Origin of the sequence: Kytococcus aerolatus, from assembly GCF_900187395.1 — a bacterium.
Classification (GTDB): domain Bacteria; phylum Actinomycetota; class Actinomycetes; order Actinomycetales; family Dermatophilaceae; genus Kytococcus; species Kytococcus aerolatus.
The window spans coordinates 1,032,364-1,055,168 of sequence record NZ_FYEZ01000001.1; the positions used below are offsets into that span (position 1 = coordinate 1,032,364).

19 protein-coding genes and 1 tRNA gene are annotated in these 22,805 nt (G+C 74.3%); 5 read left to right on the forward strand and 15 right to left on the reverse strand.

Annotation, left to right across the window (positions count from 1 at the left end; translation table 11 throughout):
* Positions 1-65: 65 nt before the first annotated feature.
* Together CFT82_RS04805 and CFT82_RS04810 are read right to left on the reverse strand one after the other, a co-directional pair.
* Positions 66-278, reverse strand: coding sequence for a hypothetical protein (locus tag CFT82_RS04805; RefSeq protein ID WP_088817882.1), 213 nt, complete (start codon positions 276-278; stop codon positions 66-68).
* Positions 275-3,964 (reverse strand): hypothetical protein, encoded by a 3,690-nt coding sequence (locus CFT82_RS04810; RefSeq protein WP_088817883.1) that lies wholly within the window; start codon positions 3,962-3,964, stop codon positions 275-277. The genes CFT82_RS04805 and CFT82_RS04810 overlap by 4 nt, the downstream gene beginning before the upstream one ends.
* A 44-nt stretch (positions 3,965-4,008) precedes the next feature.
* Between CFT82_RS04810 and CFT82_RS04815 the strand changes: the two genes are divergently transcribed.
* Positions 4,009-4,080 (forward strand) — tRNA-Arg (locus CFT82_RS04815).
* Between the two features lie 162 nt (positions 4,081-4,242).
* On the opposite strand, the gene CFT82_RS04820 is transcribed toward CFT82_RS04815, so the two are convergent.
* From CFT82_RS04820 to CFT82_RS04860, 9 genes are all read right to left on the reverse strand, one after another.
* A complete protein-coding gene (locus CFT82_RS04820; protein ID WP_088817884.1) occupies positions 4,243-5,199 on the reverse strand; it encodes a hypothetical protein in 957 nt (318 codons plus the stop codon).
* Between the two features lie 84 nt (positions 5,200-5,283).
* Entirely contained in the window at positions 5,284-5,748 is a 465-nt protein-coding gene (locus CFT82_RS04825) for an SRPBCC family protein (RefSeq protein WP_088817885.1), read from the reverse strand.
* A gap of 135 nt (positions 5,749-5,883) precedes the next feature.
* Positions 5,884-8,544 (reverse strand): AAA family ATPase, encoded by a 2,661-nt coding sequence (locus CFT82_RS12190; RefSeq protein ID WP_088817886.1) that lies wholly within the window; start codon positions 8,542-8,544, stop codon positions 5,884-5,886.
* Complete coding sequence (locus CFT82_RS04835; protein WP_234994270.1) at positions 8,541-9,686, reverse strand: metallophosphoesterase family protein; 1,146 nt, start codon at positions 9,684-9,686, stop codon at positions 8,541-8,543. The genes CFT82_RS12190 and CFT82_RS04835 overlap by 4 nt, the downstream gene beginning before the upstream one ends.
* A 100-nt stretch (positions 9,687-9,786) precedes the next feature.
* Positions 9,787-10,209: a fluoride efflux transporter FluC gene (locus CFT82_RS04840; protein ID WP_159461861.1), complete on the reverse strand. Its 423-nt coding sequence runs from the start codon at positions 10,207-10,209 to the stop codon at positions 9,787-9,789.
* The gene (locus tag CFT82_RS04845; RefSeq protein WP_234994271.1) at positions 10,203-10,559 is read right to left on the reverse strand and encodes a CrcB family protein; all 357 of its coding nucleotides are present in this window, start codon (positions 10,557-10,559) and stop codon (positions 10,203-10,205) included. The genes CFT82_RS04840 and CFT82_RS04845 overlap by 7 nt, the downstream gene beginning before the upstream one ends.
* A 2-nt stretch (positions 10,560-10,561) precedes the next feature.
* Positions 10,562-11,629 carry a hemolysin family protein gene (locus tag CFT82_RS04850; RefSeq protein ID WP_088817888.1) on the reverse strand — a complete coding sequence of 356 codons (1,068 nt, stop codon included), beginning with the start codon at positions 11,627-11,629 and terminating at the stop codon, positions 10,562-10,564.
* Entirely contained in the window at positions 11,629-12,984 is a 1,356-nt protein-coding gene (locus tag CFT82_RS04855) for a hemolysin family protein (RefSeq protein WP_088817889.1), read from the reverse strand. Before CFT82_RS04855 ends, CFT82_RS04850 begins: the two co-directional genes overlap by 1 nt.
* A 7-nt stretch (positions 12,985-12,991) precedes the next feature.
* Positions 12,992-13,726 (reverse strand): metal-dependent transcriptional regulator, encoded by a 735-nt coding sequence (locus CFT82_RS04860; protein ID WP_088817890.1) that lies wholly within the window; start codon positions 13,724-13,726, stop codon positions 12,992-12,994.
* Positions 13,727-13,840: 114 nt separating this feature from the next.
* On the opposite strand from CFT82_RS04860, the gene CFT82_RS04865 reads away from it, so the two are divergent.
* Positions 13,841-14,887, forward strand: a complete 1,047-nt coding sequence (locus CFT82_RS04865) for a S66 family peptidase (protein ID WP_088817891.1) — start codon at positions 13,841-13,843, stop codon at positions 14,885-14,887.
* Positions 14,888-15,059: 172 nt separating this feature from the next.
* Here the strand turns inward: CFT82_RS04865 and CFT82_RS04870 are convergent, their stop codons facing one another.
* A complete protein-coding gene (locus CFT82_RS04870) occupies positions 15,060-15,869 on the reverse strand; it encodes a pyridoxine/pyridoxamine 5'-phosphate oxidase (protein WP_234994272.1) in 810 nt (269 codons plus the stop codon).
* A gap of 86 nt (positions 15,870-15,955) precedes the next feature.
* Here CFT82_RS04870 and CFT82_RS04875 point away from each other — a divergent pair, with 86 nt between their 5' ends.
* The 3 genes from CFT82_RS04875 (at position 15,956) to CFT82_RS11485 (ending at position 19,964) form a co-directional block, all read left to right on the forward strand.
* A complete protein-coding gene (locus tag CFT82_RS04875) occupies positions 15,956-16,498 on the forward strand; it encodes a hypothetical protein (RefSeq protein ID WP_088817893.1) in 543 nt (180 codons plus the stop codon).
* Between the two features lie 152 nt (positions 16,499-16,650).
* Positions 16,651-19,359 (forward strand): aminopeptidase N, encoded by a 2,709-nt coding sequence (gene pepN, locus CFT82_RS04880; protein WP_088817894.1) that lies wholly within the window; start codon positions 16,651-16,653, stop codon positions 19,357-19,359.
* Positions 19,360-19,448: 89 nt separating this feature from the next.
* The gene (locus tag CFT82_RS11485) at positions 19,449-19,964 is read left to right on the forward strand and encodes a hypothetical protein (protein WP_143469488.1); all 516 of its coding nucleotides are present in this window, start codon (positions 19,449-19,451) and stop codon (positions 19,962-19,964) included.
* Between the two features lie 157 nt (positions 19,965-20,121).
* Here the strand turns inward: CFT82_RS11485 and CFT82_RS04890 are convergent, their stop codons facing one another.
* The 3 genes from CFT82_RS04890 to CFT82_RS04900 are packed head-to-tail and all read right to left on the reverse strand — an operon-like array spanning position 20,122 to position 22,702.
* Complete coding sequence (locus CFT82_RS04890; RefSeq protein ID WP_088817896.1) at positions 20,122-21,576, reverse strand: NCS2 family permease; 1,455 nt, start codon at positions 21,574-21,576, stop codon at positions 20,122-20,124.
* A complete protein-coding gene (locus tag CFT82_RS04895) occupies positions 21,573-22,301 on the reverse strand; it encodes a DUF3027 domain-containing protein (RefSeq protein ID WP_088817897.1) in 729 nt (242 codons plus the stop codon). The genes CFT82_RS04890 and CFT82_RS04895 overlap by 4 nt, the downstream gene beginning before the upstream one ends.
* Entirely contained in the window at positions 22,301-22,702 is a 402-nt protein-coding gene (locus tag CFT82_RS04900) for a cold-shock protein (protein WP_088817898.1), read from the reverse strand. The genes CFT82_RS04895 and CFT82_RS04900 overlap by 1 nt, the downstream gene beginning before the upstream one ends.
* Positions 22,703-22,805 lie beyond the last annotated feature (103 nt).

Genomic DNA, 22,805 nt, shown 5'->3' on the forward strand with positions numbered 1-22,805 from the left:
CCCTGCGGGGTGGCGGCTCCTTCGTCGTGGCTCCCGGTGCGCTCCCGGGACGCGACCGGGGCCGGTCAGCCCCAGTGGGGCGGCCGGTCCTCCAGCCACTGCCGGTCCTCCGGCCCCGGCGCCCGGTCCGTCACGACCCGGACGGGGCGCCCGGTCGCCGACGCCGCACGACCGGGCCGGGGAGCGGGCTCCTCACGGACCGCCCGCTCCTCGGCGACCGGGTTGGTGGCCGGTGCGACGACCCGCCGGGAGCGCCGCCGGGCGGGCCCCTCGCTCACGCCCGCCGTCCTGCCCGCTGGGCGGCAGCCCGCAGGACGTTCGTGCGCACCCGCATGGCCTCCCGCCCCAGGTCCGCATCCAGGTCCACCGAGGAGACCCGCTCCACGACCCACCCGGCCTGCTCCAGCCGCTGCGGCCACACCCGGACGTGGGCGTCGATCTCCAGGGGTCCCAGACCGACCGGTTCGTCGAACACCACCGCGGTGATCTCCTCCCGGTCCTGCCCGGGGGCGAGGTGCAGCAACCACCCCATGACCGGGTGACGGCTCGGCCGGACCACCAGCCCCTCGGCCCGGAGTCGCTGGACGAAACGCCGGTGCAGGGGCGGCAGGTCGGTGAGCTCCACCGACGTCCGGCCCCGCGGTGGCGCGTCGAACCAACGGGCCAGCAGGCCGCCGGCGCTCGTGGGCACGGACCGTGCGCCGCGCAGCTCCTCCCAGGTGCCCTCGGTGGCCACCAGGTGGCTCCGACGCCGCGCTCGGCGGAGCGGGAGCAGGACCTTCTCGTCGGAGCCGGGCGCCGCCACGGACTGCCCCAGCGCTCCCCCGTGGCCGTCGGCCAGGACGACCACCACGTCCGCGCTGGTCCGCCCCGCGCGGTGCCAGGGCAGCACGGTGAGCTGGCGCACGACCTCCTCGGACCACCCGTCCTCCTCCAGGCGCGCACCGAGCCAGTCGGCCCAGAACTGGGCCTGCGTGTCCGTGGGAGGGCTGACCAGGACCGACCAGACCCCGGAGGGCCGGACCAGGGTGCTGCGCACCAGCTCCCAGACGGTCTCCGGCACGGAGGCCTGCTCCACCACCCAGAGGTCACGGTCCCCTTCGTTCGTGCCCGGCACGGCCGTCAACGGCGCCCGCCCCGGGAGGCGCGGGTCCAGGTCCGCCGAGAGCGGCCGCCACACGGCGTTCAGGGCGATGTGCGGCACACGGCGGGAGAGGGTCTCCCACGCACTCTCCCCGTGGGCCAGGCCGAGGCTGCCCCCGGGGGTGCTGGCCTGCGGCTCCAGCGGCGTCGGCAGCTCGGTGTCACCGAAGCCGACCACTGCGCGGGCCCGCGCCAGGATGCCGGCCGCGCGCGCCGTGGAGAGGCGGGTCAGGTCGTCCACGAGGGCCAGGTCCACCGAGGGCGAGGGGGGCAGCGCGGCAGCCACCACCCACGGCGAGGCGGTGACCACCGGGGTCAGCGCGCTCATCACCTCCGGCGCCCGGCGCCACCACTCGTGGAGGCCCCACGGACCCTCGCGTCGCGCCGCCTCCAGGAGGGCCATGGCCCGCCGCGAGTGCCGCAGCTCCTCCCGGCGCCGGGCGACGCCCCGGGCCACGTCCTGCCGGGCGGTGCGCTCCCCCTCGGAGCGCACCTGCTCCAGGATCTCGGCGTCCTCCTCCGCGTCCTCGCGGGGACTACTCCCCAGGTCGGCCTCCCCGGAGCGGAAATCCTCCAGCAGCGCCCGCAACCAGATGTGCTCGACCTCCGCCGGAACCTGCTCGGCCGGCACCGCACGCCGCGAGAACTCGGTGAGCACGGCCCCGAACCCCCGGCCGTGCAGCTGCCGCCAGCGCGGCGAGACCTCGTGGAGCACCTCGGCCCGCTCCGGACGGGCGGCCAGCCGGGCCATCCGCTCCTCGAGGGCCGAGAGCTCGGTGTCCAGGAGATCGTCCCCCTCCGTGGTGCCCGAGAGATGGCCCTGGAAGTCCACCACCCGGTCGTGGACGCGGTGCACGTGCGCCAGGAGGTCGTCGAGCTCCGACCCCGGGGGAACCGGTGACGCCGAGCCCTCCCGGCCGGGCCAGGTCTGCCAGCGGCGCAGCGCCTCGAGGGCCTGCTCCACCGCCTCGGCCGGACCACCCTGTGGCGTGGTGCCCCGCTCCTGCAGCAGCTTCCGGACCCGGCTGCGCACCCGCCCGGCCTGCAGCGTGTTCACCTGGGCCTCACCACGACCGCCGTGCGCGGCCGACCACAGGTCGAGATCCTCGGTGAGGACCTCCTCCCCGAATCGGCGGACCGCCGTGCGCAGACCCCGGGCCAGACGCAGCAGGGGCACGGCATCGGCCACCGTGCTCGGAGCAGGCAGCCCCAGACCGGTCGCGACCTCCGCGGCATCGGAGCGCACCCTGCCCAGAGCACCCCCGGCGGACAGCCACTCGGCCGTCGCGACGAGCTCCCGCCCCTGCTCGGCGGTCTCCACCTGCACCCCGAACCACGGGTCGGCATGGCTCCGCTCCACCCAGGCACCCTGCTCGGCCAGCTCGGTGAACTCCTCCTGCAGATGGGGGAGGTCGGCGGCCGTCGTGGCGCTCAGCACGTTCTGCGGCAGCCGCGCGGTGAGACGCGGAGGGGTCGGCCCGGCGGCCAGCTCCGCCAGACGCTGGTAGACGTCGTGGATGCTCACGCCCCAGGGGTGACGCTTGGTGTGCACCATCGAGGCCCGTCCCAGGGGGCGGGCGAAGGCGGCGGCCAGGTCGGCCTGGCGGCCGTCGCCCCGGAGGGTGCCCCGGGGCGCACCCTCGCCCCCGTCCCGCACCGCCCCCGGGGAGCTCCCCATGCTCGTGGAGCCCGCCCGTCCCGACCCGGCCGGCTCCACCTCGATCCCCCCGCGCCCGGCGACGAGGAGGTCCAGCCCCGCCACGAGGGCGTCGTGCTGGTCGGCCCGCTCCTGCCGGGTCCGGGGGGCGTCCCAGACCACCGGGACCGCACCGCCCACCCAGTTGTCGATGACGGCCGCGACCTCCTGCCGGACCGTGCGGTCCGCGGCGCCCACGAGGACGGTGCGCCCCTGGGACAGCGCGTCGGCGACCAGGGCCGAGCGCAGGCTGGTGCGTCCCGTCCCCGGCCGGGCCTCGACGAGGAGGTCCTGTCCGGCGGCCACCAGGTCGACCACCCGCAGCTGCGTGGCGTCCAGGGTGCAGACCATCGGCCTGCTCACACCGGCCCGCGCCGGGAGGTTCGGGGCGACCGGGTTGGTGCTGCTGCGCCCCGTCCCCGCAGCCAATAGGCCGAGCGGCCGGCTGGACCGCTCGGCCACCGCCGCCACGTCGGCGATGGCGGCGTCCTTGGCCAGCGTGAGGCTGGCCACCGCCTGCCCCGGGCGCACCAGGAAACCGGGGACGGCCCGGCAGAGCGACTCCAGGTGGTGCAGCAGGGGCTGGTCGGTGCGGGCGTGGAGCCGGTCGGCCATCTCGGCCAGCACCACCGGGTCGAGGTCCACCTCGTGCGAGACCCGCAGGAAGCGCAGCAGGGCGGGGTTCACCTCGGGCACCCCGGTGATGACCAGCTCGATCTCCGTGCGCGACCGGTCGGTGTGCCGCACCTGCACCGGGCGCAGCACGACCGGCGCCGAGGGGGCGCGGGTCCCGGGCACGTCCCAGGTGGCCGTCCCCGACGAGACGAAGCTCGTCGCCAGCCCCCAGTCGGCGTCGAGCTCGGCGGCCCGGTCGGCGATGGCGGCGAGCACCTCCATCGCGTGGGCGCGAGGGCCCGGGGTGCGGACCAGCTCGGTGAGCGTCACCGGCTGCCCCGAGAGCAGCTTGGCGACGCCACCGGGGTGGGCGGTGACCAGGTCGAGGCGCATCCCCGGCGGCGTGCCCCAGATGAGGCTGTTGCGGCCGCCGGCATCGGCCAGGGCGGACGACCACCGGGTCACGGTGGCGCTGGCGATGGCGTAGGACTGCTCGGGGGAGGTGCTCACCCCAGCAGGGTAGTTGGGTCACACCTCGTACACTGTGACGCCTCGCCCTCGTAGCTCAGGGGAAGAGCACTTCTCTCCTAAAGAAGGTGTCGCAGGTTCGAATCCTGCCGGGGGCACACCCTCGGGATCCCCGCCAGGACGCCGAAATCGGCCCGCCCTGGCGGGGATCCGTGCTTTTCGTGCACCGTGCGTGCCCCCGCCGCGGACGCGGCGAGGACGACGCCCGGTCAGCCCCCTGGGTGGGGCACCGTGTCCGCCGCCCGGGGGGAGGCGCCGGGTCAGGCGACGGAGCCGGCCTCGCGGGCGAGCGCCTCCCGGCGCCACACCAGGCCGTCCTCGATGGCCTGGAGGAGTCGGCCGGCACCGGGCGGACCGTGCCCCGCCTGCCCCTCGTACTCGACGAGGTCGAGGCGCCCCCGGTTCGGGCCGTGCCCCACGGCGTCACGGAAGGCCCCGTAGTGGCGCTCGATGTGCGTGTCGTCGTTGAGGTTCTGGACGTAGACCGCGAAGTTCGGCTGCTCGGTGGTGTAGCGCTCGATGAGCGAGGCACGGGTCCCGAGGGCCTGGGCGGACCAGTCGTCACCGGCGTCGATGGCGGGTCGCAGCTCCTCGGCGAGGTGCGGCATGACGTGCTTCAGGTAGGACACCTGCGCCTGCGGCGTGTACCGGGCGATGGACGCCTGCGGGTTGAAGGCCACCGCCAGGCTGTCCGGCAGCAGGGTGGCGACCTGCATGGCCGCGAAGCCGCCTCCGGAGCTGCCCAGCAGGACGATCTCGTCGGCACCGCAGGCCGCCGCGGCCCGGCGGACCTGCTCGGCGAGGAAGGGGGTCAGGTCCAGGTCGCGCCAGCCGGTGTACCAGGCCAACCGCAGGGTGGGGGCGCTGGCGAGCGTGGGATCCGAGATGAACAGGGCGCTGTGCGGGCTGCGCTCGGCCACGGTCCGGAGCCACTCGAAGCGCGGCAGCGTGTACTTGTTGCGGTCGGTGGAGCCGTGCAGGCCCACGAGCAGGGTGCGCGACTCCTCGCCCCGGTTGATGAAGAGCGTCTCCATCGGCACCCCGTTGGGCAGCGGCGCGCTGTAGCGCAGGGCACCGGGCCCTCGGTGGGGGGCGATCTGCTCCAGGTCTGGCAGGTGGTGCACCGGGGTCTCGGTACCGCCGACGCCGAGGGCGTCGACCGGTACCGGTGCAGGGGGCTGGCCCTGCGGGCTCTCGGCGGGCGTGCTGGGGTCCATCAGTCCTCCGGGGGTCGGTGAGAGGACCCAGCATAAGGAGGTCCCGCTGGGAGGACCCTGAGGGAAGCCCCCGCCCCGATCCGCTCAGCCAACCTCGGCGGCGAGGCGGCCCAGCGAGTCCTCGAGGGCCTCCTGCGGAACGAGCGGGAAGCCGACCTTCTCCAGCAGGGCCTCGTCGGTGACCTCGCTCCAGTCGTAGGTGACCGTCACGAGCGTCGACTCCGGGCCCTGGGCCTCCAGGGTCCAGATCCACTCCCACCCCGGGGGCTGGGTGCCGGCCGGGGCCGTCTTCCAGGCGAGGCGCTGGTTCTTCTCGTACCCGGTGACGTGGTTGTCCGTCTGGTACTGGCCGCCCATGTGCTCGGCCTCCATGTTCATGGTGAACACCTGACCGACCTCCGTGATGCGGTCACCGTGGTCGAGCCCGCGCACGGTGTCCCAGCCGTCCAGGGCGACGTGCTTCTCCGGCAGGGAGAGCACCTCGAAGAGGGCCTCGGTGGACGCCGGGATCTCGCGCTGGGCGCTGATGCGCTTCTGGTCGTCGGTCATGTCTACCTCCTGGGTGGACGTCGTGGTCCCGGTCGGAGGGCCCGGCCGGGACCCCTCGCCGCGGCGAGGGCCTGCCCTCACGCTAGTGGACCACCCGGTGGCCCGCAGCCCTGCGCAGGCTCCGGGTGAGAAGGTTCACCCCGTGGCTCCGACCCGCAGCTCGTCGATCCGCACCACGTGGGCGCTGGGCACCCCGTCGTACCGACCGGGCGTGCAGGTCAGCACCAGGACCTGGCTGTCCCGGCCGGCACGCTCCAGGGCCCTCCCCATCCGCAGCAGCCGGTTCGGGTCGGTCCAACCCAGCGCGTCGTCGAGCACCACCGGGACGCCCTGTACCGGGTCCACCACCCGGGCCACCGCCAACCGGGTGAGCACCGCCAGCTGCTCGCGGGCTCCGGTCGACAGCTGGGACACCGGGACGGGCCGCCCGCCCAGGGTCCGCTCGGTGATCGTGAGATCGGGGGCGACCTCGACCGCGAAGCCCTCCCCGTGGAGGACCGCCCCCAGCTCCTCGACGGCCTCCCGGAAGGGGCGGACATAGCTGGCCTGGGCCTCCGAACGCCGGGCGTGCAGGGTCTCGCGCAGGAGCTGCACCGCGGCCGCCCGGGCCTCCACCCGGGCCGCCTCGGCAGCGGCGTGCTCCAGCTCGGCCTCGGCGGCCGAGAGGTCCTCGGCGCGCCCCTCCCGCCCCAGCGTCTCCAGCGTCGCCTCGATGCGGACCCGGGCCTCCTGGGCCTCCGCCAGACGGGCGCGCGAGCGCTCCGCAGCCGCCCGGGCCGACTCCAGGTCGTCGGCCAACGAGGGCCCGGCGTCCCCCAGCCGCTCGACGAGGGCGGTCTCCTGCTCGGCGGCCCGCTCCAGCTCCTGCTCGAGCTCCTCCACGGCCGCGGTCAGCGCCTCGTCGGGACGGTCCTGCCGCTCCTGCGCGAGACGCTCGGCCGCGAGCTCGTGCGACCGCTGCGCCGCTCCGTGCGCGGCCTCTGCCCGGCTGTGCGCCTCTCGCCGGGAGCCGGCGGCCTCCTGCCGGGCCGCCACGCGGGCCGTGGCCTCCGCAGCCGCCTGTCGCCGGCGCTCCTCCTCGCTCCGGGCCTCCTCCAGGGCCGCTCGGACCTCCGCCCACGAGGTGTCGGCACCCGACTGCCCGGAGTCCCCCCGAGCGGCCTCGTCGGCCTGTGCCAGCAGGGCCGCGGCAGCCTCCGCGTCAGCCCGCCACTCGGAGAGGGTCCGCCCGGCCCGCGCCGCCTCGAGCCGGGCGGCCAGGTCGTGCTGCTCGGCCTCCGCCCGCGCCAGCTCGTGGTGCAGACGGTGGGCATCCGTCAGGCTCTCGGCCCCCAGCTCCTCCAGCAGCTTGGCGAGCGCGTGCCGCGCGGAGTCCACCTCCGAGTCGTCCACACCCTCCGGCGGCACCACCCGCACCCGCAGGCCCTGGTGCTCGATGACCGTCGCGCTGTGGACCGTCGCCCCCCACGGCAGGTCCACGCTCCCCACCACGCTCCCGTCGACCCGGACCTCACCCGCCGGGTCACCGGTGATCTCGACCCGCGGGCTCGCGGCGTCCCGCCCGGCCACCGCGGCGCGCACCGCGTCCTCGGCCGCCGTGATGCGCCGCAGGGCCTCGCCGTCCACGCGTGCCCCGGCCAGGACCCGCTCGATCCCGCGCTGCTTCTCCTCGAGCGCCTCGATCCGGGCCACGGTCTCCGCCAGGGAGGCGTGCTCGGCAGCCGCCCGGGCCACCGCCTCGCGCCCCTCGGCCGACCGCGTCGCCGCCCGGGCCCGCGCCTCCGCCTCGCGGGCGGAGGACTCGGCCTCCCGCGCCTCCCGCAGCTCCTCCTCCACGAAGGTCAGGGGCTCGGCCGCCTCCCGGAGGGCCTGGGCGGCACGTTCCTGCTCCTGCTCGGCCCGCTCGGCCTCCGCGATCAGCCGGACCCGCTGGTCGTGGTCCCGGCGCGCCCGCTGCAGGTCCTGCTCGGCCCGCTCCCGCTGCTCCCGCGCTCGCTCCAGCTCGGCCCGCTCAGCCTCGGTGGCGGCCCACCGCTCCTGGAGCCCGGCCCACCGCTCGGTCGCCCGCTCGGCGGTCTCCCGGGCCCGCTGCTCCTCCTCGCCGAGCCGGGCCGCCCGCTCCACCTCGCCCTCGACCTCCGCGACCGCGGTCCGGGCAGCGGACTCCCGCTCCCGGGCGGCAGCCAGCTCCCGCCGCACCGTGGCGAGCTCCCCGGTGGCCTCCCCCCGGCGGGCGGTCCAGTACCGGCCGTACTCCGTCTCCACCCGCTCCAGCAGCGACTCGGCCTCCCCCGAGTCGTCGGCGGGGTCGCCCCCGGCCGCCGCGTCCAGGGCTGCGGCCAGCGTGCGGGAGGCGTCCAGCCCGGTGACGTCCAGGTCCCCCTCCTGCACCAGCTGGAGCACCCGGCGGAGGGACTCGTCGCCGTGCTCCGCGAGCAGTCCCAGGACCCGCTCGTGGGCCTGGTCGCCGCTGAGCTGCTCGGTCCGGGGCTCGCTGATGTGGAGCTCCGTCATGACCCCCCGCAGCCACTGCTTGGTGTACCGGAAGCGGTGGTCCCCCACCGTCAGCTCGGCCGACACCCGCGGGCCCACGTCACGGCCGATGGGCTGCGCCTCCCGGACCCGCCGGTTGCGGCCCCGGTCCTTCTCCGCCAGGAGCATGTCCAGGGCTCGGACCAGGGTGCTCTTCCCGGCCTCGTTGGGGCCCTCCAGGACCACCACCCCGCGCTCCGGCAGCTCCAGCCGGTAGTGCTCGATCCCGGCGAAGTCCTGCACCTCGATGCTGTGGACCCTCATGCGCGCTCCCCTCCTCGTGCGTAGCGGTGGAGCAGGCGCAGCGCGTCGGCGGCGACCGCCGACCGCTCCGACGCCCCGTCCGTGGCGAGCGCCCGCAGGTCCTCCGCCGCCCGTCCCACGTACCCGCCGACCCCGATGTCGGCCAGCTCGGCGTCCTCCGGCACCACGGCCACGTCGGTGTGCCGCTCCCAGGCCGTCACGGCGGCGAAGGTGTCCTGCGCCCACTCCAGCAAGTCCTGCAGCTCGGCGTCCTCGGTGAGCGTGAGGGTGCCGCTCAGCGCGTGGCGGATGACCGTGCGCTCCTTGTCCACCAGCTGCTCCCACCGGGCCCGCAGCCGCCGGACGTCCTCCAGCCCGGTGAGCTCCTCACGCACCTGCAGGAAGGACCAGCTGCCCACGTGCACCGGTGTCATCGACGGGTCCTGCCCGTCCTCGCCCAGGTCGACCACGAGGACGTCCCCGGGGAGCTCCTCGCGGAAGTCGGTGACCTCCACGGCCCCCGAGTAGTGGATCCGCCCGGACTCCGGATCGGCCCAGCGGCTGTGGCGGTCCCCCAGGGCCACCCAGTGGACGACGCCCTCGTCCAGCGCACGGCGCAGGCGGGTCTCGTCGAGCGCGGAGACGCGGTTCCCCGGGTCGAGCACCCGCAGCTGCCCGTGGGCCACGAGCACCCGCCGCACCCCCGGAGGGGCCGGCTCGAGCGCGTCGAGCACCGGGGCCACCACGTCCTCGTGCGGGGTGTTCGAGTGCAGCGGCACCCCCACGAGCTCCACCCCCGGGGCCGCCTCGACCGGCGTGCTGTCCCGCAGGACGTGCACGTGCTCGAGCCCCGCCTCGGCGAAGGTCGGCGAGTCGTAGACCGACGCGGCATCCAGGGCGTCGTGGTTCCCCGGCAGCAGGTAGACGGGCACCGGGACGCGCCGCAGGGCCTCCATGGCGCGTCGCACCGTCTGCGGGCGCAGCTGGTTGGAGTCGAAGACGTCGCCGGCCACCACGATGAAGGCGCAGTCGTGCTCCGCTGCCACCTCCCCGGCGCGGACCACGGCGTCGTTGCGGGCCTGGGTGTAGCGCGCCTGGTCCTCGGGGCCGAGCCACCGCCGCGTCATCCCCCACTGCCAGTCACTGGTCTGCACGAACCTCACGGGCCCTCCTTCCGTCCGGCCTCAACCTAGGTCAGGCCCCCGACAACTTCTCCCCGACGTCCCGGCCCCTGTGGGCGGGCCGTTCCGCACCCACCTCCGGTCACAGGCCACCGACCGCCACCCACGCCCCCACCCGGGCGGCCCCCGCACAGAGCAGCCAGGTGGCCAGGAACAACCCCCCGGCCACCACCCGGTGCCCAGCCAGCAGCCGCCGAGCGATCTGCACCACCGCCGAGGAGAAGGTGCTCAGGGCCCCGGCCAGACCCGCCCCCACCAGCCAGTGCCGCCCGCCCCGCAGCGGTGCCGCGAACCCCTCGCCGGCCGCCAGGGCGCGATCGGACAGGAGCAGCTCCCCGCCCAGCACCCAGCCCAGGAGGAACGAGGCCACCACGTTCGCGGCGAGCACGCCCAGCTCCGGGAACCGCGGGGACCACCGAGCCCCCGCCCGGTCGGCCGCCCAGCGCAGCACCGCACCCACGGCACCACCCAGGAGGACCCACAGCAGCACCTGCCCGCTCAGCACGCCCGCCGCTCCCCGTCCGGCCGGCACCCACCGAGTCGCAGGCCCAGCAGCGCGAGCACCACGCCCGCCGCCAGCAGCAGCGGCCCGGCCCAGAACCAGGACCAGGAGCCGGCCATCAGCGCCGCCCACGCGCTCACCGTGGTGAAGCCCCCCAGCGCGCCGGTCCCCGCGAGCGCCAGGAGCAGAGGGCGCCGCCCTCGCCAGCGGGCGTCAGCCACCCCCAGCAGGAGCGCCCCCAGCAGATTGACCACCAACACCGCCGGCCCGTCGCTCAGCCCCTCGCCGAGCAGCACCCGCCCCAGCGCCCCGAGCCCTCCCCCGAGGGCCACCAGCGCACCGGTCCGCAGCACGCTCAGCGGAGCCGCCGCAGGGCCCCGGCCGCCTGCACGAGCTCGTCGGTCTCGTCGTCGAACTGGCCGAGGATCTGCTCGAGGATGTCCTCCAGCGCCACCATGCCGACCTTCCGGCCGGCGGGATCGGCGACCATCGCCAGCTGGGCCCGGTGCGCCCGCATCTGGGCGGCGGCATCGATGAGCGGCAGGTTCCGGCGCAGCGTCGGCATCTGCTGCCGCAGCTCGACGACGCCCGGGTTCCTCCCGGTGGCCAGCGCCAGCACCGCGTCCCGGATGTGCACCAGGCCGACGTACCGGTCGCCGTGCGTGACGATGAGCCGCGAGCGCCCGGTCTCCCGGCTGATCCGCTCGACCTCTTGGGCGGTGGCGCCCACGTCGATGGTCACGAGCTCCTGCAGCGGTCGCACCACCTTCGTCAGGCGCTCGTTCTCCAGCCGGAAGGCACCCGCCAGCAGCCGGGCGTCCTCGTCCGGGAGCATGCCGGACTCCTGCGAGCTGGACATGAGGCGCTGCAGCTCGGCCGGCCCGTGCTCCTCCTCGATGGTGTCCACGGTCTCCACCCCGAACAACCGCAGTCCCAGGTTGGTGCACTCGTTGAGCAGCCAGATGAAGGGCTTGGTGAGCATCGCGAAGGCCCGGAAGGGCAGGGCGATGGCGATGGCCGCGGTCTCCGGGTGCGCGATGGCCCACGACTTCGGCGCCATCTCCCCGACCACCATGTGCAGGTAGGTCACGAAGGTCAGGGCGATGACCAGGGCGATCGGATGGATCAGCTGCTCGGGCACGTGGACCGCGTGGAAGAGCGGCTCCAGCAGGTGGGCGATGGCCGGCTCGGCCATCGCACCGAGGCCGAGGGTCGCCAGGGTGATGCCGAGCTGGCTGGCGGCCAGCATGAGGCTCAGCTCCTTGGACGAGGCCACGGCGGCCCGGGCGGCCCGGCCACCGGCGGCGGCCTTCTCCTCCAGCCGGTGGCGCTTGGCCGCCATGATCCCGAACTCGGCCGCCACGAAGAACCCGTTGAGGGCCAGCAGCAGCACGGACAGCAGGAGCTTCTCGACGTCCCCCATCAGGCCACCTCCTCCGCCTCGTCGACGACGACCGGGGCGAGGAGCACCTCGCCGGGCACGTGGCGCTCCACCGACACAACCTCCAAGGAGGTGCGGGCGCGCATCGCGGAGCCCTCGCCGTCCCGCACCACCCAGGAGATCTCGGCGACGTCCCCGACCTCCACGACCCGGCCGAGGGTCTTGAGGACCAGCCCGGAGAGGGTGTCGTAGTCCTCGCTCTGCGGCAGGTCGATGGAGGTGAACTTCTGCACCTCGTCGAGCCGCAGGTTGGCCGGCAGCACCCAGGTGCCGTCGGCACGCTCGGTGGCGGGCGACTCCTCCTCGTCGTCCTCGTCGAGGATGTCGCCGACGACCTCCTCCGCGATGTCCTCGAAGGAGACCACCCCGGCGAAGCCACCGTGCTCGTCCACGACGACCACGGTCTGGCGGTGACGGCTGCGCATCTCCTCCAGCGCTTTGGTGACCCCCAGAGAGGTGGGCAGGAAGACCGCCTCGTCCACGACCTTCTTCACGGTCGTCTCGTCACGCTCCTCCAGCGGCACGGTGATGACGTCCGAGATGCCCACCACACCCACGATGTCGTCGATGTCCCGCCCGTAGACGGGGTAGCGGCTGTGCCCGCTCGCCAGCAGGTCGACCAGGGCGGCGACGGACTCGTCGGCGCTGATCGTCTCGACCTCCACCCGCGGGGTCATCACCTCGCCCACGGTGCGGTGGCGGAAGGCCAGGCCACGGTCCAGCAGGTCCTGCAGCTCGTCGTCGAGCAGGCCGCTGGCGTGGGACTGGTCGATGATGCGCTGCAGGTCCTCCGGGGTGGCCCCGGCCTCCAGCTCCTCGACCGGCTCGATGCCGACCTTCCGCAGCATCCACGCGGCGGAGTCGTCGAAGAAGCGGACCAGCGGGCCGACCAGCTTCAGGTAGACCTCGGTGGGGGCCGCCAGCGCCTTGGCCACGGGGACGGCCCGGGCGATCGCCAGGTTCTTCGGCCCCAGCTCGCCGAGCACCATCTGGACGATCGTCGAGAAGACGATCACGCCCAGCGAGATGGCGGTCGTGACGGCCACCGCGGACGCGGCCTCCGCCCCGACCAGCTCCCGCAGACCGTTGCCGATGAGGGGCTCGGCGGCGAACCCGACGAGCAGCGCGGTCACGGTGATGCCGAACTGGGCGCCCGAGAGCAGGAAGGACAGGCGACCGGTCAGGGCGTGGGCCCGGTCGGCACGCTCGTCGCCCCCGTCCGCCAGGGTCCGCAGCTCGTGCCGGTCGACGGAGACGTAGGCGAACTCCTGCGCCACGAAGAAGCCCGTGAGGGCGGTGAGGGCGAAGACGGTCAGGACGCCGAGGGCGATGAGCACCTGGGGATCAACTCTCCTGGGGGGACCGGGGGGCCGGCGTGTCGGTGCCGACCCGGCTCACGAAGACGTGGTCGGCCGTCTCCCGGGGCAGGGAGACGCCGGGGGCGGAGGAGGACCGGAGCCCCCGGGCGACGTACCGGTCGCCCTCGAGGCGCACCTCGACCCGCTCGCCCGGCAGCACCCCGGCCTCGGTGAGCAGTGCGAGCGCCTCCCCGTCGACCTGCACCGGCTCGCCGATGCGGCGGACGAAGACAGTCTGGTGGCCGTCCTTCACGACGTCGGTGAGCATCTCGACGCCGTCCCGGAAGGTCTTGCCGTCCACCCCGCCGAGCTCGGCCAGGCCGGGGATGGGGTTGCCGTAGGGCGACTCGGCGGAGTTCTCCAGCAGGGCGAGGATCTTGCGCTCGACCCGGTCGCTCATGACGTGCTCCCAGCGGCAGGCCTCCTCGTGGACGTACTCCCACTCCAGCCCGATGATGTCGACGAGCAGGCGCTCGGCGAGGCGGTGCTTGCGCTCGATGCGCACGGCCAGGGTGCGCCCCTCGTCGGTGAGGTGGAGGCGCCGGTCGGGGGCGAGGGTCACGAGGCCGTCGCGCTCCATCCGGGCGATCGTCTGGGAGACGGTGGGGCCGGAGTGCCCGAGGCGCTCGGCGATGCGCGCGCGGAGGGCCGGGATGCCCTCCTCGTCGAGCTCGTAGATCGTCTTGAGGTACATCTCGGTGGTGTCGATGAGGTCACTCACGGCTGTGCACGCCTTCCGGTCCGCCTGCTGTCCGCGCAGTCTACGGGGAGGGGGTGACAGTGGCTTAGGCCAGCCTCACACGACCGGTTCGTCGGCGACTTGCCAGCATGAGCCATGCGCCCCCTCGTCCAACCGCCCAAGGCCCGCCCCGGGGACCGCATCGCGGTCCTCTCCCCCTCCTTCGCCGCCCCCGCCGTCGCCCCGGCGGTGCACGAGCAGGCGATGGAGCGGCTCCGCACGCTGACCGGGCTGGAGCCGGTGGAGTACCCGACCACGCGCGAGCTGGGCGCCCACCCGGCCGACCGCGCCCGAGACCTCGTGGCGGCCTTCACCGACCCGTCGATCCGCGCCGTGCTGGCGACCATCGGCGGGGAGGACCAGGTGCGCGTGACGGGCCTGCTGGACCCCGAGCTGGTGCGGGCCGCTCCCAAGCCCCTCCTCGGCTACAGCGACAACACCAACCTGCTGCAGTGGCTCTGGTCCGCGGGAGTAGCGGCCTTCCACGGTGGCTCCACCCAGGTGCACCTCGGCGCCGGGCCCGGTGTCGATGCCGTGCACGCCGCCTCGCTGCGCGCGGCCCTGCTCACCGGCGAGCGGCTGGAGATCACCGAGCCCGGGGAGTCGGAGGACTTCGGGGTGCGCTGGGAGTCCCCGGAGGCCCTCACCTCCTACGGGGAACGCGAGACCACCGAGCCGTGGGAGTGGTCCGGGCCGCAGCGCGTGGTCACCGGGCGCACCTGGGGCGGCTGCCTCGAAGTGTTCCCCATGATCGCGCTCGCCGGCCGGCTGGACGTGACGGCCGAGGACCTGGCCGGCGGCGTGCTCCTGCTCGAGACCAGCGAGGAGGTGACCCCCGCCCACGTCCTGGCCCGCAACCTGGAGGCCCTGGCCCAGCGGGGTCTGATCGAGTCCGCTGGGGCGGTGCTCCTGGCCCGCCCCGCGTCGTCGAACCACGAGTCGGTGCCCTCGCCGGCCACGCGCGCCGCACACCGGCAGGAGGTGGCCGACGCGGTCCGCGAGGTGGTGGAACGGCACAACCCGGACGCCATCGTGGTAAGCGGTGTGCCCTTCGGCCACACCCGCCCGCAGTGGGTGCTGCCGCACGGCGGGGAGATGACCGTGGACGCCGCCCAGCAGCGGATCTGGGCCGACTACGCCTGAGCCGCGGAGCGCCCCAACGCTTCCCGTGTGACGGAACGGCCGCTCTGACTCCGCCGCGTGTGACGGAATGGCCGCCCTGGTGACCAGAACGCCACACGGCAGGCCGGCGCAATGGCCACAACGCCACACGGCAGGGCGCTCCGGAGGACGTCAGGGCTGCAGGGGCCCGGCGTCAGGGCTGCAGGAGCGTCCGGGTCCAGGCGGCGTCGTCGTCGAGCGGGGCGAGGTCCCCACCCTGCAGTCCGGGGCGGGGCCCACCCGTCCCGCCGACGGCCTCCGGCTGCACCCAGCGCCAGCGGTCGTGGAGTCGGCTCACCCGGCCGGTCCACACCTCCACCGAGGTGGGGCGGACGAGGAACCCGCCCCAGTGCTCCGGGGTGGGCACGTCGGTCTCCGCCCCGGTGTCGGGCCAGCGGGCCACCAGCTCCGCCTCCCGCGCCACGAGCTCGTCCCGGTTCTCCAGCGGGTGGCTCTGCCGGCTGGCGTGGGCCCCGATCCGAGCGCCCCAGGGGCGGTTGCGGAAGTACTCGTCCACGACGTCCCGGGGCAGCTCCTCGGCGAGGCCCCGGAAGCGCAGGGCGCGGAAGATGCCCGGCCAGGTCCAGGTGACGGCCACCCGCGGCTCGTGCTGGATCTGCCGCGCCTTCGCGGAGACCAGGGAGGTGAACAGCTGCAGGCCCTCCGGGGAGATGTCCCGGCACAGGACGGTGCGCACGTCCGGTGCCCCTTCCGCGTCCACCGTGGCCAGCTCCAGGGCGGCCGGCTCGATGACGGTCGGCCCCACCCCGTCGACCCGCGCACCCACGCGCCTCCCGCCGGCCCGGGACGTGCCGGAGACGGCCCGCTCGTGGGCCACCCGCACCCAGTCCTCCACGAGCGCCCAGGGCGCGGTGGGCAGCGCGTCGACGTCCAGCGCCTCACCGGCGTACTCGAGTCGCTGGACGCGGCGGCTCCGGTCTGCGGGAAGGTCCGAGGGATCCATAGCCTTGAGCATAGGGAGGGCCCCGTCGACGGGTCCCTCGAGCAGGCGGGGCCTCCCGCCCGTGTCGCGACCGTGAGGAGAAGACGATGGTGAACCCGCGGATGGTGCAGAAGGCCATCAAGTACGGCCCGCTCATCGTCGGTGCCGCCCAGAAGTACGGACCGACGGTGGTGCAGGAGGCCCGCAAGCACGCCCCGGGCATCGTGGAGGAGGTCGAGCGACGCACCGGCCGCCGCCCGGACGACACCGGCGCCACCCGCATGTCGGACGCCACACCCCGGTCGACCGACTCCCTGGTGGACCGCACCCCGCTGGGCCCCACGGTGGCCCGGCGACGCGCGACCCAGCACGCCCGGACGGTCGTGGACGGCTCCTACCTGCAGACCTTCCTGCACTCCCGGCCCGTGTTCGTGGTCTTCTCCGGGGACACCCCGGTGGCCACCCACCCGCACGTGGACGTGGCCTTCAGCGAGCTGCTGCGCCACGCCGACCTCTCGGCCCGCAAGCGGGTGCGCCCGCAGGCGACGCCACGCCCGTACGAGGGGCAGGGGAGCGAGCAGGGCGAGCCCGGCCAGCCGGGCCCGCGCCCCGACGACGAGCCGCTCGAGGGGACGATCCACACCCCCTGATCCCGCACGCCGGTCCTGCTCGGTGCGGGACCACCGGGCCCCGCACCCGTGGTTGTTAAGTCACTTGCTGGCTTAGATGTTCGTTCTTCATTGCTCGGTGCGGGACCACCGGGCCCCGCACCCGTGGTTGACGGGCCTGTGACACTGGCCCCATGACGCACCGACCGACTGCTCCCCACCGCTCGCGCAACCTGGCCCGCACGGAGGCCGCCGAGCGCTCCGCCCTCATCAGCGAGCTGGCCTACCGGATCGAGCTCGACGTCCGCACCGCCGGCACGGTCGACTGCCCCGACTACGCGAGCAGCACCACCCTGACCTTCCGCAGCGGGGCGGGGAGCACCTTCGTCGACTACCTCGGGGGTGTCGACGCGGTGACCCTCGACGGCCAGCCGTTGGACGTGGCGGCCGCCTTCGACGGCGCCCGCATTCGCATCGACGGCCTGACCGAGGGCGAGCACGAACTCGTGGTGCAGGGCCGCTCGCCCTTCGGGCGCACCGGGCAGGGCCTGCACCGTTTCGTCGACCCGGCCGACGACCGCGTCTACCTCTACACGCACTTCGAGCCGGCCGACGCCCGCCGCGTGTACGCCACCCTGGAGCAGCCGGACCTCAAGGCGGCCATCACCTGGGTGGTCACCGCCCCGGCCGACTGGGTGGTGCGCGCGAACACCGACGAGGCGAGCGCCAGCCCGGTGGAGGCCGGCACCGTCTGCGACACCGCGGTGGAGGCCGGGGTGCGCCGCGAGTTCGCGCCCACGCTGCCGCTGAGCACCTACATCAGCGCGATGTGCGCCGGTCAGTACGAGCGGACGGCCCGCACCTGGACCGGGTCGACCCCGTCGGGCGAGCAGCTGGAGGTGGAGGTCGGGCTCCTGGTGCGCCAGAGCCTGGTCGAGCACGTCGACGCCGAGGAGATCTTCGCCATCACCTTCGCCGGGCTCGACTTCTTCCACCGCACCTTCGACGTCGCCTACCCGTGGGGCACCTACGACCAGGTCTTCGTGCCCGAGTACAACCTCGGCGCCATGGAGAACCCGGGCTGCGTGACCTTCACCGAGAGCTACGTGTTCCGTTCGACCCCGACCCGGGCGCAGCGCGCCACCCGGGCGAACACGATCCTCCACGAGATGGCCCACATGTGGTTCGGCGACCTGGTGACCATGGAGTGGTGGAACGACCTGTGGCTCAAGGAGTCCTTCGCCGAGCTCATGGGCACGCAGGCCAGCGCGGACGCCACCGAGTTCACCGACGCCTGGGTGTCCTTCGCGGTGGGCCGCAAGCTGTGGGCCTACCTGGTGGACCAGCTGCCCTCGACGCACCCGGTCGTCGCCGAGATCGACGACCTGGAGGCCGCGCGGCAGAACTTCGACGGCATCACCTACGCCAAGGGCGCCGCCCTGCTGCAGAACCTCATGAACTACGTGGGTCGGGAGCAGTTCTTCGCCGGCTCGAAGCTCTACTTCGAGCGCCACGCCTACGGCAACACCACCCTGCCGGACCTGCTGGCCGCCCTCGAGGAGGCCTCCGGGCGCGACCTGGACGGCTGGGTGGACCCCTGGCTGCGGACCGCGGGTGTCTCCTCGCTGGCCGTCGAGCTGGGCACCAACGGTGACGGCCAGGAGGACGGCGACGGCGAGCGCGTCACCTCCGCCCGCCTCACCCAGCAGTGCACCGACCCGGTGACCGGGCGCGAGGTGCTGCGCCCGCACCGGCTCGGGGTGGGCGTCTACCACCTGCAGGGCGACGGACCCGCGGCCCGCCTGGAACGGACCGGATACGCCGAGCTCGACCTGGCCGAGGCCGCGGTGGACCTGGCCGGCGTGGAGGGCCTCGACCTGGTGGGTGGGGAGACCCCCGACCTCGTGCTGCCCAACGACGGCGACCTCACCTACGCCAAGCTCCTGCTGGACGACGCCTCGCTGACCACGCTGGTGGAGCACCTCGGCTCGCTGGAGGGCGACACCTCCCGCTCGGCGGCCTGGTGGGCCCTGTGGGACGCCACCCGCGACGGCCGCCTGCACCCCGCCCGGTACGTGCAGGCCGCCATCGCCCACCTGGGCGGGGAGGCCCACGGCGGCATGCTGCAGAACGTGGCGAACAACGCCCGCGCGGCGATCGAGAAGTACCTGCCGGCCGAGCAGCGCGACCCGTGGCGCCGCGCCTGGGCGCAGGCCTGCTGGGAGCGCCTGCGGGCCGTCGGAGCCGGGTCCGACGCCCAGCTGGTGTGGATCCGCGCCTTCGCCGCCACCGCGGCCAGCGACCCTGCCTCCGCCCCCACCCTGCGGGCCCTGCTCGACGGCGCCGAGCTGCCGGACGGCCACGGCCCGGTCGAGGGACTCACGCTGGAGTCCGACCGCCGCTGGGAGCTGTGGACCGCCCTGGCCGCCATCGGGGAGGCCACCGAGGCCGAGCTCGACGCCGAGCTGGAGCGGCAGCGGGACAACGCGACGATCACGCACCACCTGCGGGCCGTGCACTCCCTGCCCGGCGAGGACGCCCGGAAGGCGGCCTGGGAGCAGCTGCTCACCCCGCTGTCGATGACCAACGACCACGTGAGCGCCACCATCGCCGGCCTGCGCCAGCCGCTGCGCGAGGTGGAGCTCGGATGGCTTGGCGCGGCCTACTTCGAGCGGCTGGAGTCCGTCTGGGCCGACCACGCGATGGAGATCGCCGAGCGGATCGTGCCCGGCATGTTCCCCGGCGGCGAGGGCGACGCCGAGCGGGCCGAGGGCTGGCTGGCGGAGCACCCCGACGCCCCGGCCGCCCTGCGCCGCGAGGTGGCCGACTCGCTGGACCAGCTGCGCCGGGCGCAGCACGCGCAGTCCGTGGCCCGCGAGCTCGGCGAGGTGCAGCCCGCCTGACCGGAGCGCACCCGGTGCGTCGGACCACGATGGACGGGAACCCGTCGGGCACAGTGCCTCGGCGGGTTCCCGTCTGTCAGGGTGGGGACATGTCTCCTTCCTTCCCGCCCCGACCGGTCCGGCCCGCCCTCGCGGCGGCCTCCCTGCTCGCGCTCGGCCTCGCCGGCTGCTCGGGTGGCCAGGAGGAGGACCCGACCACCTCGCAGGCCGGGGAGGCACCGGCTGCGGAGGAGACGCCCTCCGCCGAGGAGTCGACCGACGCCCGGGACACGGGAGGCCCGGTCGGCTCGGAGGAGGCCAGCGAGTCGGGGCCGTCCGAGGACGGGAGCTCGTCGGCCGAGGAGCCGGTCCCGGGCACCCCCACCAGCTCGTCCAGCCCCTCCTCGACCACCCCGCGCCCCACCCCGGCCCCGAACGCCCCGAGCGTGGTCAGCGAGACCACCCGGACGTGGTCCAGCAGCAACCGCTGGGGCGGGGGCTCCTCCTCCAGCAGCAGCTGGGGCGGAGGGTCTGGAGGGAGCTCCTCCAGCAGCGGCTGGGGCGGAGGGAGCTCCGACAGCGACACCCCCACCAGCAGCCCCGAGCCCACCGGGTCCGGCCGCTGAGCACCCCGGCGGACGCGGCACGGCCCGGAACCCACCGAGGGGTTCCGGGCCGTGTCGCGCTCGGGGACGACTCAGCCGAAGGCGGCGAACACCATCGGCCCGAGGATCAGGGCCACGAGCGTGATCATGACGATCACTCGTCGGGTTTCATGACTCATCACAGACCTGCCATCTCGCGGAGGGGATCGATGCCGAAGTACAGGAGGAACATCACCGCGATGATCCACATGAGCGGGTGGAGGTGCCGGGCCCGCCCCTGGGCGACCTGCAGGACCACGTAGCTCACGAAGCCGGCCCCGATGCCCGCGGTGATGGAGTACGTGAAGGGCATGAGGATGATCGTCAGGAAGGCCGGGACGGCGATGTCCAGCCGCTCCCAGGGGATCCCGGTGACCTGCTGCATCATGAGGAAGCCGACGACCACGAGGGCCGGGGTGGCGGCCTCGTAGGGCACCACGCTCACCAGCGGGGCCAGGAAGGTGGCCAGCAGGAAGAGCACACCGGTGACCACGCTGGCGAGGCCGGTGCGGGCACCCTCGCCGACGCCGGAGGCGGACTCGATGAACGAGGTGTTCGAGCTGATGGAGCCGACGCCACCGGCCACGGCGGCCAGCGAGTCCACCACCAGGATGCGCTGGGCGTTCGGCGGGTTGCCCTCCTCGTCGAGCAGGTCGGCCTCGGCCCCCACGGCCACCATCGTGCCCATCGTGTCGAAGAAGTCGGCGAGCAGCAGGGTGAAGACCAGGAGCATCGCCCCGACCACACCGATGGAGCTGAACGAGCCGAGCAGGTTGAACTCACCGATCAGGCCGAAGTCCGGCACCTGCACGATCGTCTCCGGGAGGCTCGGGACGTTGAGCCCCCAGCCCTCCGGGTTCACCAGCTCGCCGGACTCGTCGGTCTGGGCGCCGATGCCGACGACGGCCTCGAGCACCATCGCCAGGATCGTGGAGCCGAGGATCCCGTAGAGGATCGCCCCCCGGACCCCGCGCACCATCATCACCACGATGGCCAGCAGGCCGAGGACGAAGACGAGGGTCGGCCACCCCGCGAGGAAGCCACCCACCCCCATCTCGACCGGGACCGGGCCGCCCTGCGGCTTGCGGACGATGCCCGCGTCGACCAGGCCGACGAAGGCGATGAACAGGCCGATGCCGACGCTGATGGCCGTCTTGAGCTCGGCGGGGATGGCGCGGAAGACGGCCTCCCGGAAACCGGTGAGCACCAGCAGCAGGATGATGAGGCCCTCGAGGACCACCAGGCCCATCGCGTCGGCCCAGGTGACCTCCGGCAGGCTGGCCACCCCGAAGGCGACGAAGGCGTTGAGGCCGAGCCCGGCGGCCAGGGCGAGCGGGTAGTTGGCCACCACGCCCATGAGGATGCTCATGACGCCCGCCACCAGGGCGGTCGCCGCGGCCACCATCGCGATGTTGGGGGTGTCCCCGCCGCCGAGGAACTGGCCGGTGCCGTCGGCGACCGTGCCGATCATCAGCGGGTTGAGCACGATGATGTAGGCCATCGTGAAGAAGGTGACCAGTCCGCCGCGGACCTCCCGGGCCACGGTGGTGCCGCGCTCCTCCAGGTGGAAGGTGCGCTCGAGCAGAGCGCTCACCGCGCACCCTCGGCGGCCTCGCCGGTCTCCGCCTCCGGCTGAGCCTGCTCGGCCGGGTCGTCGGAGCTGGTCTCCCCCGCGGTGGAGTCGGACTCGGAGGACTCCGGGACCGCCTCCTCGGCACGCAGCTCGGCCGGGTCGACGAGCTCGATCTCGTAGTCGTCCACCAGGGGCGGGGGCAGCGGGTCGGGCTCGCGGCGGGTGACGCCGGCCTTCTCCTCCTGGCGGATCTCGACCGGCACGATGAAGCCGTGCGTGTCGCAGCACTCGCACACGGCGGGGATCAGCTCGCTCTGCCGCTCGGCGGTGCCCTGGGAGAGGTTCTGCGCGGCCACCAGCACCAGTTGCGGCTCCTCGACCGTGCCACCCTGACCGGCACCGAGGTCCTCCGGGCGCACGCGCTCGGCCCAGGGCACCCACTCCGGGGAGAGCAGCGCACCGTCACCGGGCACCAGGTGCGTCTCGCAGACGGTCACCCGCTTGCTGCGCGGCGCACGGGCGACGGTGACCTCCCACTGCCAGCCCACGTAACCGGGCAGGAGGCACTCGAAGACGTGCGTCACCAGGCGTTCGGCCACCGGGTAGGCCTGGGTGTGGCCGCCCACGGCGCCGGGGGCGGCCACACCGTGGAGCGCCTCCCGGGCCCGGCCGACAGCGGACATCAGCGTCTGGTCACCACGGGCGGCACGGTTGCGCTCGCCCTGGGTGGGGGTCTGGGTGGGCATCAGCGTCCTGCCTCGAACTGGTCGGCCACGGCCCGCAGGGCCTTGGCGAGGGTGGTGCCGTGCCGGGTGTCGGGGTACCGACCGGCACGCAGCTGGTTGGAGGCGTCGTCGAGGAGCCGGATGAGGTCCTCCACCACGACGGCCATCTCGTCGGCCGGCTTCCGGTCCCGCAGGGTGCGCCCTCGCTGCACGGACGGCGGGGCGTCGAGGACCTGGACGTGCATGGCCTGGCTGCCCTTGCGGCCCTGCACGATGCTGTACTCCAGCCGGGTCCCGGCCCGCAGGCTCGTGACCCCCTCGGGCAGCGCGGCGGCGCCGAGGAACACGTCGGCCCCGGATTCGTCGCCGATGAACCCGAAGCCCTTGTCGGCGTTGTAGAACTTCACCTTGCCGGTCGGCACAGAGACTCCTCGAACACGTGACCCGCGCGCGGGCGGGGTCCAGGTGGGTGTGGCCCGGCCATCGGGCCGAGAGCAGCACGGCCGCCCGGAGGGGGCGGCGTCA